The 13,404-nt window shown below is 69.9% G+C and carries 16 protein-coding genes; 7 read left to right on the top strand and 9 right to left on the bottom strand.

The window, feature by feature from the left end:
* The first annotated feature begins 162 nt into the window (after positions 1-162).
* On the top strand, positions 163-561 hold the full coding sequence (locus tag BKA22_RS09575; RefSeq protein WP_146954453.1) for a hypothetical protein: 399 nt from the start codon (positions 163-165) through the stop codon (positions 559-561).
* A gap of 68 nt (positions 562-629) precedes the next feature.
* Positions 630-1,544: a hypothetical protein gene (locus BKA22_RS09570; RefSeq protein ID WP_146954452.1), complete on the top strand. Its 915-nt coding sequence runs from the start codon at positions 630-632 to the stop codon at positions 1,542-1,544.
* 71 nt (positions 1,545-1,615) lie between these two features.
* Here the strand turns inward: BKA22_RS09570 and BKA22_RS09565 are convergent, their stop codons facing one another.
* The 4 genes from BKA22_RS09565 to BKA22_RS09550 form a co-directional block, all read right to left on the bottom strand.
* Positions 1,616-1,873 carry a hypothetical protein gene (locus BKA22_RS09565; protein ID WP_146954451.1) on the bottom strand — a complete coding sequence of 86 codons (258 nt, stop codon included), beginning with the start codon at positions 1,871-1,873 and terminating at the stop codon, positions 1,616-1,618.
* 119 nt (positions 1,874-1,992) lie between these two features.
* Entirely contained in the window at positions 1,993-2,304 is a 312-nt protein-coding gene (locus BKA22_RS09560; RefSeq protein WP_146954450.1) for a hypothetical protein, read from the bottom strand.
* A complete protein-coding gene (locus tag BKA22_RS09555; protein ID WP_179561731.1) occupies positions 2,301-2,702 on the bottom strand; it encodes a hypothetical protein in 402 nt (133 codons plus the stop codon). Before BKA22_RS09555 ends, BKA22_RS09560 begins: the two co-directional genes overlap by 4 nt.
* A 262-nt stretch (positions 2,703-2,964) precedes the next feature.
* The gene (locus BKA22_RS09550; protein WP_146954448.1) at positions 2,965-3,522 is read right to left on the bottom strand and encodes a hypothetical protein; all 558 of its coding nucleotides are present in this window, start codon (positions 3,520-3,522) and stop codon (positions 2,965-2,967) included.
* Positions 3,523-3,825: 303 nt separating this feature from the next.
* On the opposite strand from BKA22_RS09550, the gene BKA22_RS09545 reads away from it, so the two are divergent.
* Entirely contained in the window at positions 3,826-4,278 is a 453-nt protein-coding gene (locus tag BKA22_RS09545) for a hypothetical protein (protein ID WP_146954447.1), read from the top strand.
* Between the two features lie 53 nt (positions 4,279-4,331).
* Here the strand turns inward: BKA22_RS09545 and BKA22_RS09540 are convergent, their stop codons facing one another.
* From BKA22_RS09540 to BKA22_RS09530, 3 genes are all read right to left on the bottom strand, one after another.
* Positions 4,332-6,965 carry a hypothetical protein gene (locus tag BKA22_RS09540; protein ID WP_146954446.1) on the bottom strand — a complete coding sequence of 878 codons (2,634 nt, stop codon included), beginning with the start codon at positions 6,963-6,965 and terminating at the stop codon, positions 4,332-4,334.
* Positions 6,966-7,104: 139 nt separating this feature from the next.
* A complete protein-coding gene (locus BKA22_RS20340; RefSeq protein ID WP_179561730.1) occupies positions 7,105-7,860 on the bottom strand; it encodes a helix-turn-helix domain-containing protein in 756 nt (251 codons plus the stop codon).
* On the bottom strand, positions 7,857-8,087 hold the full coding sequence (locus BKA22_RS09530; protein WP_179561729.1) for a hypothetical protein: 231 nt from the start codon (positions 8,085-8,087) through the stop codon (positions 7,857-7,859). The genes BKA22_RS20340 and BKA22_RS09530 overlap by 4 nt, the downstream gene beginning before the upstream one ends.
* An 89-nt stretch (positions 8,088-8,176) precedes the next feature.
* Between BKA22_RS09530 and BKA22_RS09525 the strand changes: the two genes are divergently transcribed.
* The gene (locus BKA22_RS09525) at positions 8,177-8,482 is read left to right on the top strand and encodes a hypothetical protein (RefSeq protein ID WP_179561728.1); all 306 of its coding nucleotides are present in this window, start codon (positions 8,177-8,179) and stop codon (positions 8,480-8,482) included.
* Positions 8,483-9,391: 909 nt separating this feature from the next.
* Here BKA22_RS09525 and BKA22_RS09520 read toward each other — a convergent pair.
* Entirely contained in the window at positions 9,392-9,889 is a 498-nt protein-coding gene (locus BKA22_RS09520) for an HNH endonuclease signature motif containing protein (protein WP_146954444.1), read from the bottom strand.
* Between the two features lie 172 nt (positions 9,890-10,061).
* Here BKA22_RS09520 and BKA22_RS09515 point away from each other — a divergent pair, with 172 nt between their 5' ends.
* Genes BKA22_RS09515 through BKA22_RS09505 form a run of 3 tightly spaced genes read left to right on the top strand, consistent with a single transcriptional unit; the run spans position 10,062 to position 11,950 of the window.
* Positions 10,062-10,277: a hypothetical protein gene (locus BKA22_RS09515; RefSeq protein WP_146954443.1), complete on the top strand. Its 216-nt coding sequence runs from the start codon at positions 10,062-10,064 to the stop codon at positions 10,275-10,277.
* A 30-nt stretch (positions 10,278-10,307) separates the two neighbouring features.
* Entirely contained in the window at positions 10,308-10,955 is a 648-nt protein-coding gene (locus BKA22_RS20495) for a DUF6932 family protein (RefSeq protein WP_371863674.1), read from the top strand.
* Positions 10,952-11,950 carry a hypothetical protein gene (locus tag BKA22_RS09505; protein WP_146954441.1) on the top strand — a complete coding sequence of 333 codons (999 nt, stop codon included), beginning with the start codon at positions 10,952-10,954 and terminating at the stop codon, positions 11,948-11,950. Before BKA22_RS20495 ends, BKA22_RS09505 begins: the two co-directional genes overlap by 4 nt.
* A gap of 129 nt (positions 11,951-12,079) precedes the next feature.
* Here BKA22_RS09505 and BKA22_RS09500 read toward each other — a convergent pair whose 3' ends face one another.
* Positions 12,080-13,333 carry a hypothetical protein gene (locus BKA22_RS09500; RefSeq protein WP_146954440.1) on the bottom strand — a complete coding sequence of 418 codons (1,254 nt, stop codon included), beginning with the start codon at positions 13,331-13,333 and terminating at the stop codon, positions 12,080-12,082.
* Positions 13,334-13,404: the final 71 nt, after the last annotated feature.

The following is a 13,404-nucleotide window of genomic DNA, read 5'->3' as shown; positions in this document are numbered from 1 at the left end:
CACCGCGACGCCGTGTCCGGTTCGCCGGTGTCTCATGCGATGGCGATATGGGCACCGGACGAGCCGGACGCCAGCTAGCACGCGAGCGTGCCAATAGTGGTCGACATCACACCGCGAGAGCCCTGATTCGAACAGGCGTTCGATGACGCGCACACTGATCTCATGCCCCGACGTCCGCTCCCTCCCCGCCGCACCGCCTGGCAGATCGCCCAGGACGGTGACCCCGCAGAGCTCCTCGCGACCGCGCTGGACCCCTCCTCGGATGCCGAGATGATCGCTGCGATCGCCCCGGGCTACCAGGACCGCGACGCCGACCCGATCCTCATCCGCGCCGTCCTCGCGCACCCGAACGTCAGTGCCGGCGTCGTCTCAAGGTTCGCCACGAGCCCCGCCCCGGACATCCGCGCCCGCGTCGCCGCCCACCCACTCGCCCCCGGACCAGCGCTCCAAGCACTCGCCCTCGACCCCGACGCGACCATCGCCGCCACCGCCCAGCACCGGCTCGACCACCCCGACACGCCACCGCCGGCGCCACCGCTGCGACGATCCGGGAGGAGGTGACCGGGAATGGGTCGCAATTGCTACCGGAACCACCCACGTCGAGGATCCTCTTTGGCTTGAATGGCTGGATGGCCCCTCACGTCTGGCATAGCCTTGTCGCAGAGACCCAGTTCGCCACCGAACTCGCCCTGACGGGGCTCAGGAGGCTGTGCTCCGTACCCGCAGGGCAGGCAGCGGACGCGTGGGGTAGCGATGACCTCAACTACGCGCTCCACGTCGGGATGTACTCCTACGCGTCGGGCCTCGAGCGTCTATGTAAACTCGCGATCGCCTGCCATGGACACGGGACCACGGGGCAGTTCCCCAGACTGCGGGGCTACTCGCACAAGATCGGCGGTCTGCTCGACGCCGTCGAGACTCTTTCGATACCGGAGTCGGGTGCCTCCGCGCGCAAGTCGGCGTTCCTCGCCCGACCGATCGATGACCTCGATCCCGGACTTACCAGCATGATCGAGAGGTTCGCTAACGGCGCGGGCCGATACGAACACCTCGACTCTCTCTGGAACGACGACGCTGAGGTCAGCACCTTCACTGAGTGGAGCGCCCTCGCGAGGGGCCTCGAGGTGTCTGACGACGTGCGCGACCTGCTCTCGCTCAGGTGGGCTGTGTCGCGCGCGATTGAGTCAGAACTCATCAGTGATGGCCTTGAGTGCGCCGCCGGAGCGGCGCTCGATGACCTTGACGTCACGTTCTACGAACCGTCCGTGAGCGTGATGCTGCGTCTCTTCCGTAAGGTCCGCTGGGTCTCGGTCATCCTGGACCTAGCCACAGATCAGCAGCGTCCGGGGATCCCAGTCCTCGGTGAGGTTGTGAGTCCCATCTTCATCCACTCCACGAGAGACTTCTTCAGCTATCACGTCGCTCGTCTCGGCGATGAGAATGTCGTTCGTAGTGAGCTTGAGGGCGCCTACGAGCGGATCAACGCCCGTGAGATAGAGGATGAGGACGCCGAATGCGTCGAGGAATCTTGGCGCGAGGACTGACCGCCAACCCGTGGCGCAGGCGCCGAGTCCTGCACCGCGAAAGGAGCAGTGCTGTGTTGTCGCCTGGTGGGTCAGTCGAGGCCCTCGGTGTTCAGCCGCCCGAGGTTCTCGTACAGGAATCGGTGGGTCTGCGCGTCGTCAGCGATGAATCGGTCGTCGAAGCGGCTGTCTGCCCAGGATGTCTGGCCAGTGGCTCGAACGTGCAGTTGGCCGCCTTCGATACGGTACTGGCGGTTCTCGGTGAAGTTCTTCTCGCGGGAACGCGTAACAGTCTCGAATCCCTCATTTTGGACGAGGAGTTGCTGACGGATCTGCTTGGTCAGGCGCATCGCTGTCCTCCGTGGTCGTGAGGTGGGCTCGCTCCAGCAATCCTGGCACCGCACGGCGTTGCGGCACATCCGGTGCTCACCGACGGGCCGCAGCGGGTCGTGGCGGTTCGACGCGCGGGTCAGGGACGGCTGAGCGACATCACGCGCTGACCGCGAGCGTGACGGAGCCTGACCTCCAGACTGCGGACCGCGGCGAGCGCCCGGAGCTCCGGGCGTTCCTCGGGGTTCTGCGCCTCGATGTCCGTCCAGTGGAAGACGGTCCGCAGCGACGGCACGGCGCCGGCCAGGGTGGTGACGGCGGCGAGAGCGTCAGCGGTCACCTGCTCCCAGGTGTCGTCCGTCGGGGCGCGGTCGTAGAGCACGCCCACCCGGGCGCGGAGGGCAACCGCGAGCGCAGCGGCGTCGGCCACCGCGGCCGGGTAGATGGTCACGCGCCCACCGTCGCGTCATCCAGCGTGAGGCCGAGACGGTCCTCGAGGAGCTCGGCTTCGACGCTGCGCAGCAGGTCGTCGGGAACCCCCCATGTGAGCAGGCCGGCGCGCCCCTCGATCTCGTAAGCGTGGCCAAGGATCGTCCACCAGGCGCCCCCGCAGCGAGCCTCGACCTCAAGGACGGACGGGGCGCGTCCGAGGGCCAGCGCGAGGTCCATGAACCAACCGCCTGTCGGCGCGACCGTGAGCGCACTGCCGTCCGCGAGGAGGTCTGCGGCGTAGGCGATGGCCCGCCGCAGGTCGCAGATCCCGGCGTCGTTCGCGAGCCCGTCGATCCCCCCGGTGGTCAGCGCGAGGGCGCGGGCGAGGCGGTCGGCGGTGAGGTGTGTCGTGTCCATGTCCACCGGTGTAGCCGGGCCCACCCATGCTGGAACGCGCTCGCCGTCCGGTTCCTCCCACGACGGGGGAACTGGGACTTCCATCGGACCGTTAGGTTCACCCGTTCGGCCGGCCGGCACGCTACTCCTCGACCGTAGTCGTGGGCTCGACCTGGTCCTCAGGGCGGACAACGATCGCCCCCACGATGCCCCCGTCCTCCGTCAGGTCGTCGACGAAACGATCGGCTCGAACGGGACGGCGGGACCCCCGCCTCGACGGCGCTCACGCTGCACCCTCCGTGGCAGCCCTGGCGGCGCGGAGCCGGTCCGCGAGCGCCCTGCGGGTCATCCCCAGCTCGGCGGCGAGCTCGGCACGGTTCGTGGCGCCCGAGTCGATCCGCGCCTGCCACCCCTGTGCCTCGGCGATCCGCGCGGCCCGGGCCTCCGCGGTGTGCCGCTTGCGGGCAGCCATCGCCGCACGATGCGCCGCACGAGCCTGCGCAGGCGTCACCGTGGGGCGTTCCACCGCGAGCTGGCGGATCCTGCGCGTCGTCACGCCTTCCGACCGGGCGATCGTGGCGGTGTCCTCGCCTGCCTGGACACGCTCGCGGATCGTCGCCGTGCGTGCTTCACGGATGCGGCGGAGCATGCCCACGGCGGGGTCAGCCAACAGGCGCTCGAGCGACGCCAGCTCACGGGCGCGGGCGCGGGGTTCAGCCACCCCGACCGCCTGCCGATACAAGGCATCGAGGACCGCCTCCGCGCTCGCGGTGACCGTGCGTTCGGGCGCGGTGTAGCCCTCGTCCTCTGACCACCACCAGCCACCTGCGGGAACGCCCATGATCTGCCTCCACTCGTCGTTAGCCTGCTGAGGGCAAGCCTACGTGGAGGCTCCGACGGAACTCCCGGTTCCCTGTGCGTGGGGTTGGCTCGTCCAAACAGGGCCCGCGACGGGGGAACCCTAGGTTCCGTCGGGTGCTGGAGGTACAGTAAACAAACAACCGAACGGTTGTACGAACGACGTCGGAGGCAGGAAGCCATGGACACCGCAGGACGCACCGCCCTACCGGCCCTCACCGCGCTCGCGCTCGCGGTCGGCCTCCTCGCTGGCTGCTCCTCGGCGTCTGACGCCACCCCTGCCCCCGTGTCCTCGAGGGCCGCACCGGCAGCAACCACCGCCCCAGTCGCGGACGACACGCCCGCCCCGGACGCAACGACCGCACCAGTCGCCGACGCGTACTCGCAGGTGATCAACGGCGTCCTGTACCAGGGCACGGAGACGGCGCCGGTCCGCATCGGCACGGACACCCCCGGGCAGGCACCTGCATACGAGGTCGAGTTTCTGGCGGCCGGCCGGGAAGGATCCACAGCCCGCGCAGAGGCGTCGGGGAAGTACCTCGTCTACGTCTCGACCGCGTCCTCTGGCGGCTACCAGTGGAAGGTCTTCGGACTCAGCAAGTACGGGAGCTTCCGCGAGCTGAGCAACTTCGGCTACGGAGCGTCGACGATTCCCACCCGCGAGGAGGCCGCTGCCGGTCCGTTCACAGTCGACGGTCGGGCGCTTGACCGAGCGGAGTACCTGCTCGCGGTCGATTGAGCTGGAGAGAAGAGGCCCCACGGATGGATTCGTGGGGCCTCTTCTGCTTCCCGCTACGCGACCGTCGGCCCCATCGCGAGGGCGGTGTCGCCGCTAGTCCTGGTGTACACGGATGCTCCCGATCCGATCGTGTACGTGCCGGTGCCGACCACGGTCCCTGGCGGGAACTCGTAGGTCTCTCCGGCGTCGGTGACGACCCAGCGGAGTTGGCACAGCGTCGCGGATGCGCGCCGCACCTGCCAGGAGCGAGGGCTCGTCGAGTAGATCGGCACCCCGATGGCAGGGCATCCCGCGCGCTCACCCCACGGTGTGGGGTACGGGTCGCTGATCGTTACGGTCGGGCAACCGTCCCAGGCCGAGTTGGCCGAGTTGTAGCCGTCCGAGGTCACGCGGCGTGCATACCCGACGAACGTGCCGGCGTCGAGCGACCCGTAGGTGTGCGGGCTGCTGAGCACGCCTCCTCCGCTGCCGAGCCGCACCTGGTCGCCACCGCTGACGGTGATTGAGCCGGGGGCATCTGCATCGACGACGGTCACTGTGCAGGTAGGCGCCGAGGGCGCCGCCAGCACCTGTGTGCTGATCGCCCGCTGGTCGAGCACGTTGTTCCACCCGTCCGTGTTGCGGGCGGTGACAGTGAAGTCGCTCCCGTCGGCCAGAGGGTCCCACGAGGCGCTCCCGACGTTCTGGTCGGTCCGGACGCCCTCGAGCGTGAGGCTCGACGCGTTGCCGTTCGTGACGGACATCGAGGCCGACACGGAGCGCGTCGTCGAGGACACCCCCGTGATCGCCACACCGAGGACCGCGGTGGTGCCCTGGCATGCCGTGGTGTCCGACCACCCGCCGCCCGCCGGGCTGCCGTTCTGCGTCGACGCTGTGAACGTGTGGAGGCTGCTGTGGGTGAGCTGGTCGATGTTGAACACCGTGCCCGACTGGGCGGCGCCACCGACAGGGGTGCCGATACCACCCGCCACCCTGTACCCCGTGGCTGCCGATTCCATGACCGCCGGGTTCACGGTCACCTGCATTCCCCGCGTGGACGCACCTGCAGTGGTGCACGACCCGGGCGCCGGAGGGCGCTGGAGGGCACTGACTGGAGTGCTGTACGGGCCGCAGCCGACCGCGTTGCAGGTCCGGGCCTGGTAGCGGGTCGTGGCACCTGCTGGGCGTGCGCTCTGTGTCTGTGAAGCAGCGGTCGCTTCGGCCCACAAGTCAGTGAACGCACCCGTCAGAGTTGCGACCTGGGTTTCCCATCCGCGGTCACGTGCCCCGGCCTTGCTGGTCGGACCGGTACCCACCCACGGTGCGTACGTGCGTGTGACGGTGTTCGTCCAGTCGGCGTTCGGGGTTGCCGTGATCGTCGGGGCTGCCGGCGCAGTGAACGCACCTGCTGCCGCAGTGACCGCTGACGCCAGGCGCACCCCACCCGTGTACGCCTTCGTGATCGCGTCACCGAGCGGCACGCGTCCACTCTCGGTCCCGGTCGTGAGCTGCTGCTCCCACCGGTTGGTGGGCACCAAGACGTAGTCATGCGAGTGCCCGAAGGTGAGGGCGTCGGTGTAGCTGGTGACTGCGCCGACGTTCGCGATCAGGAAGCCGTCGCGGTAAACGTCGTACCCTGTCGCGCCTGAACTGGCGGCCCAGTCGACCTTGATGGACGTCGCCTGCCCGGTCGCGGTAACCCCTGTGACGGGCGGGGGTCGGAGCCCGGTGTCGACGGAGTTCGAGCTCGGGCCGGAGCTGCCGTCGGTGAGGATCGCGTAAATCACGAAACTGGCGCGTTCGCCAGGCTGCAGCGAGGTGTCGGTGAAGTTGAGCGTCGACTTCGCCGGCCATGCGATCGCCAGGAATGTGCCCGGCTTCGAGCCTTCGGGTTCGCGTGCGCGGGTGACCACCCACCCAGCAGTGAGCGTCGGGCTGGGGTCAGTCCACGTGATCGTGGGGGCGTCACGACCTGGGACCACGGTGGTGACGGTCAGGAGCGGGCGCTTGGCCTGGAGCTCCGGTGTCCCGCTGCCCGAGCTCTCGCCGCGGCCGTCGAAGAAAGCGCTCGACATGAGCGTGACGTCCGGGGCAGTGCGGTCCGCGTAGGGCGCTGCCGCCAAGCCCCACTGCACCCTCGTGATGTTCCGGACGTCCTCGACCGGGGCGGGGATCGGAATCTCGTCGGACTCGCCCCAGTAGGTGAAGGTGGCCGGCGCGGTGTAGCGCTGCAGGAGCACCTGCTCACGGTCTTCGCTGGCACCCGAGCATGCCGCGCCCTCGTAGAACGTGGTCACGACCGTCAACGTCTGCGCCGTGCTGTCGGCCGTGTAGGCCCTGATGTTGCACGACCCGTCGCGGACGACCGCGAGCGTGAGGGACTGTGCGGTCGCCTGCCGAATGCTGATCGCGTCGTTGACGTCGCGCAGGAGCTGGCCGGACGCATCGTCGATGCCCGTCGTGACCTCGACCCTCTCCTGGGCCTCGTGCTGCTGTCCGTTCACGCGGTGCATCAGGGCGCCGCCGATGGCCACGAGGACGCCGACCAGGGCGCAGACAACGACCAGCTCGGCGAGCCCGAAGCCCCCGTCGTCCCGGGCGGTTCGTGCACGCCACGCAGCGAACCGTGCACGGCACGCCCCGGCGCGGGTCGGGTATAGGGATGGGGTCGCGGGTAGGGCTGCGGGTGGGGCTGGTGGCGTGCTCATCAGGCGCTCCTCAGGGGCTCGTGTTCGACGGTAGGCCGACGCACCGATCGGGATAGCCGGCGCGGGAGCCCGCCCAGAGGGGCGCCTGATGAGCGGGGTGCTGCGCTAGTAGGGACGGGGGGTGATGGGGCCTCGCGGGCTAGACGGCGACGACCTCAGAAGCCGGAGCGGCCGTGGCCCAGCGCTTCACGGTGCTCAGCGGCACACCGACGGCATCGGCGATCGCTGAGCGACTGAGCCCCTCGGCGACGAGCCTGGTGACCTCGGCGCGCTGTGCGTCGCGGTCGGCACCCAGAGCGGGGGTGGGACGTGGCGTGGTGACTCGCCGGGCGGGCCGGCTGATTGCCTCGGCCGCTGCGGGGGTGGGGATCGTGACGGCGGTGGCCTCAGCCGCAGCACGGGCCACAGCCGGGGCAGGTGCGACCTTCGGCGGGGGCGGCGGGGCGATCACGGTCCGCGCGAGGAGCTCCGTGGTCACGAGGACCGCGAGGGGTGCGGCGACAGCGAGGGCCACCCCCGTGATCCGCTGGACACCCGTCGCGGTGCCGGCGAGGGCATGGGTGGCGTTGCCCATGATGCTCAGGCCCGCGAACCCTGCCATGGCGCCGAGGGCGATCACAGCGCTCGCACGGTCGTGGCGCTCACGGGCCACGAGGTAGGCAATCGACGCCCCGACCAAGATGCCGTCGATGAACACCGGCACGCCGAAGCGCTGGCCGCCGTTGATGTTTGCCCAGCCGGCGGCGGCGACCAGGCCCGTGAAACTCACGACGATCGCCGACGCCCAGACGCCCCCGAGTACAAGCGTCTGCACGACCAGCACTGGCATGGCGTCGGCGGCGATGCGCGCACGGTGCGCCCGGGTCGTGGCCGGCCGGCGCGTGGTGGTGCTCACGCGGCGCCCTCCGCGTCCGCCGCATCGGTGAGGTAGCCGTACCCGAGGACTACACCCGCCCTGGTGAACGGCCTGCCCACGCGAGAGATCGTCACCCGCGCGACCTGGCGCGATGGCGTGTAGACCTCCACGACATCCTGCTCCTCGTGGTGCGCCATCAACTCGGCGTGGGCGCCGAGAGCGACCCACTGGCCCTCGGTCGTCCTGCGTCCCACGTACGTGTCCATCACACCTTCTCCTATCTCGAACACTTCTGTTAGAGATACTACCTGATAACTCTGACAGAGTCGTTAGAGATGCAAGGTAGGGTTGGCCCATGAGCATCGACACCCCGTACGAGCCGCAGATCCCACCCCCCGGTGAGCCATGCCCCGACCCCCTCACGCAGCTCGTGACGGTCCAGCAGCTCGCTGACCGCCTCGGCCTCAGCACCGCCGCGATCCGCCAGGCCCTGCACGTCGGTGCGGCGTGGCTACCCCGACCCGACGGGAGGATCAACGGCGGCGCGGTCTGGCGATCAGCGACGCTCGTGGGCATCGAGGACACGCCCAGGCGCGCCCCCGGGCGTCCGAGACGAGAGGTGCCCGAGTTGGCGGAGCCGTCGGCTCAGCCCGAGTCCTGAGCCACCTCCCGGCTCGGCTCGATCGGTCGGCTCGCTGTCCCTGAGCCATGGGCCCACCGGCCTGGTCCGTGTTGACGTGACCCCGGCTCAGTAGGCCCGTGGTCCGTGGCTCATCCACCGGCCCGTCGTGCTGGCTCGACGGCGTGCCGTATCGCCGTCGCACCGTAGGCCCGTCTCTCCGTCGCGACGGCAGCACCCCCGCTGCCCACCCCCTCCCCGCTCTCCCTTCCCGCCGCGCGCCGGGGAGCCCCAGGGAGCCGCACCCCACCCGACCACCTCACGGTCCGGGCTGGTCACCACCCGAACCGCCCCGGCAAGTGCGGACCGATGCTGTTCGAACCACCCGCCGGGCCCAGACCCGTGCGAGCGGCCAGCCGGAGCGAGCCGCCAGCGAGGGAGCGACAGCGACCGACGCGTGGGGCGGCACGCGCAGGCGACGCCGCGGACCCAGCCGGACAGACCAACCCGACCATGGGCCACCCCGACCACCGACGAGCCGCCAGCACCGGCGCGGGCGCAGCAAGGCCCGTCCAGGGCCGCAGCGTGGGCGACCACGCAGGTGCGCAGCGGCGGACCCAGCCACGACAGACCAGCCCGACCACGGGTGCAGCCCCATTGCAGAACAAGCCAAAATGTCTGTGGGGGTTGGCACCGCGAAGCGATCGCTCAACCCCCCGGTGTTGGGGTGTTTGGGGTGCACACAGGCACGCAGTAGTGGGTGTGCATGGCACTGTGCACGCCCGTGTGCATCTACGGCACGGCGGATGGATGTCGGGGCGGGGCGACGGGCGCCCGTCGTAGGGCGGGTGACGGCGATACGGCACGCCGTCATGCCGTACTGACGTCACGCATGGAAACGGCAGGCCCGCCGGTGCGATCCCCCACGGCGAGCCTGCCGAGATCGATGGGTCAGGCGGCCACCGCGATGGCCTCGCGCTCGGCACGGCGCGCAGCGACCCCGCGCCGGGTGTTCTCGCCCACGGTCACGGGCTCGAGGTGCTCCACGCGGAGGCACGTCGTCTGGCGGCACAGGTGGTCGATGACGAGTCCCTCGGGGATCGGCCCCCTGGCGAGCTCGTACGCCAGTCGATGGACGAGCACCCAGCGGAGTCCGAACTCGGGCGCCGCGACGATGCCATAGCCGGCGGACGTGACGCCGCCAGTCCAGAGGTAGCAGCCGGCCGGGCTGACAACCGTGTACGCCGCGAGGCGCTCGGCGACGGCGGCGGTCCGTGGTGGGCGCGGGACCGCGCCGGTCCACGCTTCCACCCCCGTGGCTCGGACCAGGCCGTGGTGACGCTGGCACCACCCGTCGCGGCTCGCGCTGGGGCGCCCGGGGCATCCGGCGGACCGGCATGCGGTGGACTCGTGGGCCGGGGTGATGGTCGGTGAGGCGGTGGCGGTCATGGCTGGCTCCCTCCGTGGGCCCCACTGCTGGGTGCCCTCTGCCTCCCTGTTCGTCCGCCTTAACAAAACCGTTAGGCTTAACGTATGACGAGTTCCATAGACTCCTAACGGAATCGTCAAGCCAGTCGATCAGGCACACGCACGGACGCCCCCCGACCGAGAGGCCCGCACCATGACCACCACGACCCCCGCCGTCGCGGACCTCGAGCAGCAGATCGTCTGGACGCGTCAGGCCGCCGCAGCAGCCGCCGCACGCACCGCCGACCCCTCCGGGTGGAAGGCCGCGGTCCGTGAGCTCCACGCCGCCGGCGCCCGACCCGTGCTCCTCGCGCGGGCCACGGGCCTCAGCCGGGCCCGGATCTCGCAGATCATCCACGAGCCGAACTGAGCCATCGGACTCACCTCGCCCCATAGGCTCATGCCACATCGCAGGAGTGCCGATCGACATCGAGTCGGCATACAAGGGGGGCACTGTGAACTGCGAGACGGCTACGCGCGAGAGCGCGAGCGCGCATCGGCACGAGGACCGGTCGTGAGTTTGCCAACGCTCGTTCCGGGCGCTGACGGCTACCCGGTACTGCCACGCGGTCGATACACCGTCACCATGTCGGACGTCCGTGACAACTTCGTCGTAGCACGGTCCGACGGAGCGTGGCGAGGACAACTGATGGACGACCTCGAGAGATACATCGAACTGCTCGACCGGCTCGGCCTCGCGCTCGACAGCGTCTGGCTCGACGGGAGCTTCATCTCGGGCAAGGTGACACCCGGTGACATCGACTGCTCACCCGTGATCGATGCAGCCCGGTCCGCACCCGACCCATCGATCACCGCTGACCTGAACGACATGTGGATCGCTCCCCGGAACAGGTGGAAGCACGAGCCCGTTCCAGGGATCGGCCGGACACTCAACTTGGACATCTACGGCATCGTCAAGGTGCCCGACGCTCACCCCGGCCATGGCACGTACGCCGCTTTGCGCGGACACTGGGATGACTGGTGGCAGCGGTCACGCGCCACAGGAGAGACGCTCGCCAAGGGCTACGTGGAGGTGGTGCTCTCGTGAGCGACCTCCGTGAACTTGCCGCGTTTCTGCGAGCGACCGAACACTCCATTGCCACGGCAGACCGTTCCGATGACTGGGCGAGCAGCGCGAACCGCGCGAGCCTGCGCGCCTTGCACGCGGAGGCGCGCGACGCATGGGTGGCACGCCAGAAGGGTCTCCGTGCTCACTTCGCGCACGGAGACGTGATCGGACACGCGGGTCCCGCACACTCCATGCTGCGGGCGGCCCAGGCGCTCAACGATGCCGTGGTGGCAGCCGCGAACCGCCACCTGCTGCGACCGTTCTCCAAGGTCGATGACCGGGCCCGCGACAGACTCGGCATGTGGCTCGTGCCGGTTGGTGCAGGGTCCATCGTCATCGATCTCGTGTGTCAGCCCTCGAATGCACACGACCCTGAACTCCGAGACGACGAGCACGTCCAGTTGACCCTCGCCGGTACAGATGCCGTCGAGACGATCAGCATGAGAGCAGTCGACGAGGTCGTCGCATCGCTTCGTGAGGCGCAGCACGGAGAGGGTGGCACCGGTGGCCTCGCGGACCGGCTCACGTCGATCGGTGTCCCTGCGACCCGCCAGCTCGACCGGTTCGCGGCCCGCTGCATCGACCTCGGCTCCACAGTCACGATCGACGACCGCACTGGCACTCGCGCGCCGGTCGAGCTCACGCCGGCGGATTCGGCGTACCTCCGGAAGATCGTCCGCTCCCTAGAGCTCGACGTGGAGGTCGTGGCCTACGAGGGCGAGTGGGTCACTGCGAGCCACGTACGCACCACCTTCGACCTGCTGACCGCCGCTCACGCCCGCATCACGGGGACTGTGCCGCGTTCACTCCTCGGTGCTTCTTCCGCGTCCTTTGGTCAGTGGGTGCGCATCGAGGTGGACGAGAGCGTGCGGGACGGGGACGACGACGCGACCGTGCGCCGGACCCTGCGATCCATCGAACAGATCGACCCACCCACCGACATCACCGAGGACGAGCCCGACGTCACGGGGTAGCCGGACTGGTCCGTCGCATGACCCCGCCGGGTAGGAGCCCGTTACCCCCGTGGGCCACGGCTACCCCGCACCGAGACGCCCCCAACCCACCCCCGTCGTGGAAGGCGGGAGGGGTGGGTGGGCGGGGGGTCAGGCGGCGGCACGCACCGGCGCGACGACAGTCGGAGGCTCTACCTCGCTCCACGCGGGAGGGTCCTCGACCACGGGCTCGGCGGCCACTGCGTCCGCGGCGTGGTCGGGCAGCAGCGCAGGAGCCGCGGCCATCCGAACAGCCCGATCATGGCCTGCGGGGCGCTCGGCGGGCACCGCCGTCGCGATTTCGATGGCGGTCGCGGCGTCTACGGCCTCGAGCGCAGCGTCGATGCGCTCCTGGTCGCCGGTCGCGTACGCGTCACCGACGGCGTCCCAAGCCGCGGCCTCGCGAGCGCGGGCCTCTCGGCGCTCACGTGCCACGGCGGCCCGGCGCGCCTCGGCCGCGCGCTCGGGGTCCAGGACCGGTTCCAGCGCCGCGACGGTGACGTCCGACGGTCGGCAGATCTCAACGCCGTCGAACGCGCCGGCGATGACTGCCTCGGCGAGCTCGCTGTGCGTCATGCCAGCCTTGGTGAGCACCCCCGCGATCTTCTGTGCGACGACGCGGGGGTGGACGAGCTCGCGCCCCTGCCAGTAGGCGGTCAGGGCCGCGATCGCCGCGTCCGCCACGGCGTCGGTCGTCGGTTCCGGCGCCGCGGGATCGCCCCACAGCTCCTCCGTCATCCCAGCGGGCAGTTCGGGTGCGACCGACGTGACCTCGAACTGCGCCGCGGTGTCCCCGAGGTGCCCAGCGACCACGCCCGGCAATGCGTCCGCGACGGTGTCGTCGGGGATCCGCGCTCCGACGAGCTCACGCCCACGAACCGTCGGCACGTGCGTCTCGCGCCACGCGTCGATCAGACCATCGACGATCGCGGCGGCCGTAGTGGACATGCCCTCGACATCGACACGGGCGTGGACATGCAGGATCGCTGTCCGGCGCGTGGCCAGGAACTGCTGACGGGCACGAGGGTGGAAGACGATGCGGGTCGTCGTCCGGCCGTAGGTGTGGGGAACTGCGCTCTCGATGTGCCCGGCGGCCCGCAGCCTCCGCATCCCAACCTGCACGCGGTCACGCGTGACGCCGAGGCAATCGGCGAGGTCCTCGACGGGCGCCTCGATCGTCCACCGCGACGCCGCGATCTCCCACACCGATGTGGCTGACGGGTCCGTGGTGGATCCAGACCAGGGCTTCGAGAACTCCCGGACGCGGTCAGCGAGTTCCTCGAGGAGCCGCATGGTCGGACGATCAAGCTCGCCGTAGTACAGCGCCCGGTTCTCGCGGACGAACCGGCGTAGGTGCAGTCCCATCGTGCTACCTTTCTAGTGAGCGAAGTTGTTGGCGCCGTCCCGGGATCTTTGGTCAGTGACCGGGGCGGCGC

Source organism: Cellulomonas soli (assembly GCF_013409305.1).
In the GTDB taxonomy this organism is placed as follows: Bacteria; Actinomycetota; Actinomycetes; order Actinomycetales; family Cellulomonadaceae; genus Cellulomonas; species Cellulomonas soli.
This window is presented reverse-complemented; position numbering and strand designations above follow the sequence as displayed.

Coding starts and splice junctions, on each gene's coding strand:
- BKA22_RS09530 (WP_179561729.1), bottom strand. CDS start 8,087: ATGGACACGTACGTGGGACGCAGGACGACCGAGGGCCAGTGGGTCGCT.
- BKA22_RS09555 (WP_179561731.1), bottom strand. CDS start 2,702: ATGGACACGACACACCTCACCGCCGACCGCCTCGCCCGCGCCCTCGCG.
- BKA22_RS09550 (WP_146954448.1), bottom strand. CDS start 3,522: ATGGGCGTTCCCGCAGGTGGCTGGTGGTGGTCAGAGGACGAGGGCTAC.
- BKA22_RS09500 (WP_146954440.1), bottom strand. CDS start 13,333: ATGGGACTGCACCTACGCCGGTTCGTCCGCGAGAACCGGGCGCTGTAC.
- BKA22_RS09540 (WP_146954446.1), bottom strand. CDS start 6,965: ATGAGCACGCCACCAGCCCCACCCGCAGCCCTACCCGCGACCCCATCC.
- BKA22_RS09570 (WP_146954452.1), top strand. CDS start 630: ATGGCCCCTCACGTCTGGCATAGCCTTGTCGCAGAGACCCAGTTCGCC.
- BKA22_RS20495 (WP_371863674.1), top strand. CDS start 10,308: ATGCCACATCGCAGGAGTGCCGATCGACATCGAGTCGGCATACAAGGG.
- BKA22_RS09525 (WP_179561728.1), top strand. CDS start 8,177: ATGAGCATCGACACCCCGTACGAGCCGCAGATCCCACCCCCCGGTGAG.
- BKA22_RS09520 (WP_146954444.1), bottom strand. CDS start 9,889: ATGACCGCCACCGCCTCACCGACCATCACCCCGGCCCACGAGTCCACC.
- BKA22_RS09575 (WP_146954453.1), top strand. CDS start 163: ATGCCCCGACGTCCGCTCCCTCCCCGCCGCACCGCCTGGCAGATCGCC.
- BKA22_RS09515 (WP_146954443.1), top strand. CDS start 10,062: ATGACCACCACGACCCCCGCCGTCGCGGACCTCGAGCAGCAGATCGTC.
- BKA22_RS09565 (WP_146954451.1), bottom strand. CDS start 1,873: ATGCGCCTGACCAAGCAGATCCGTCAGCAACTCCTCGTCCAAAATGAG.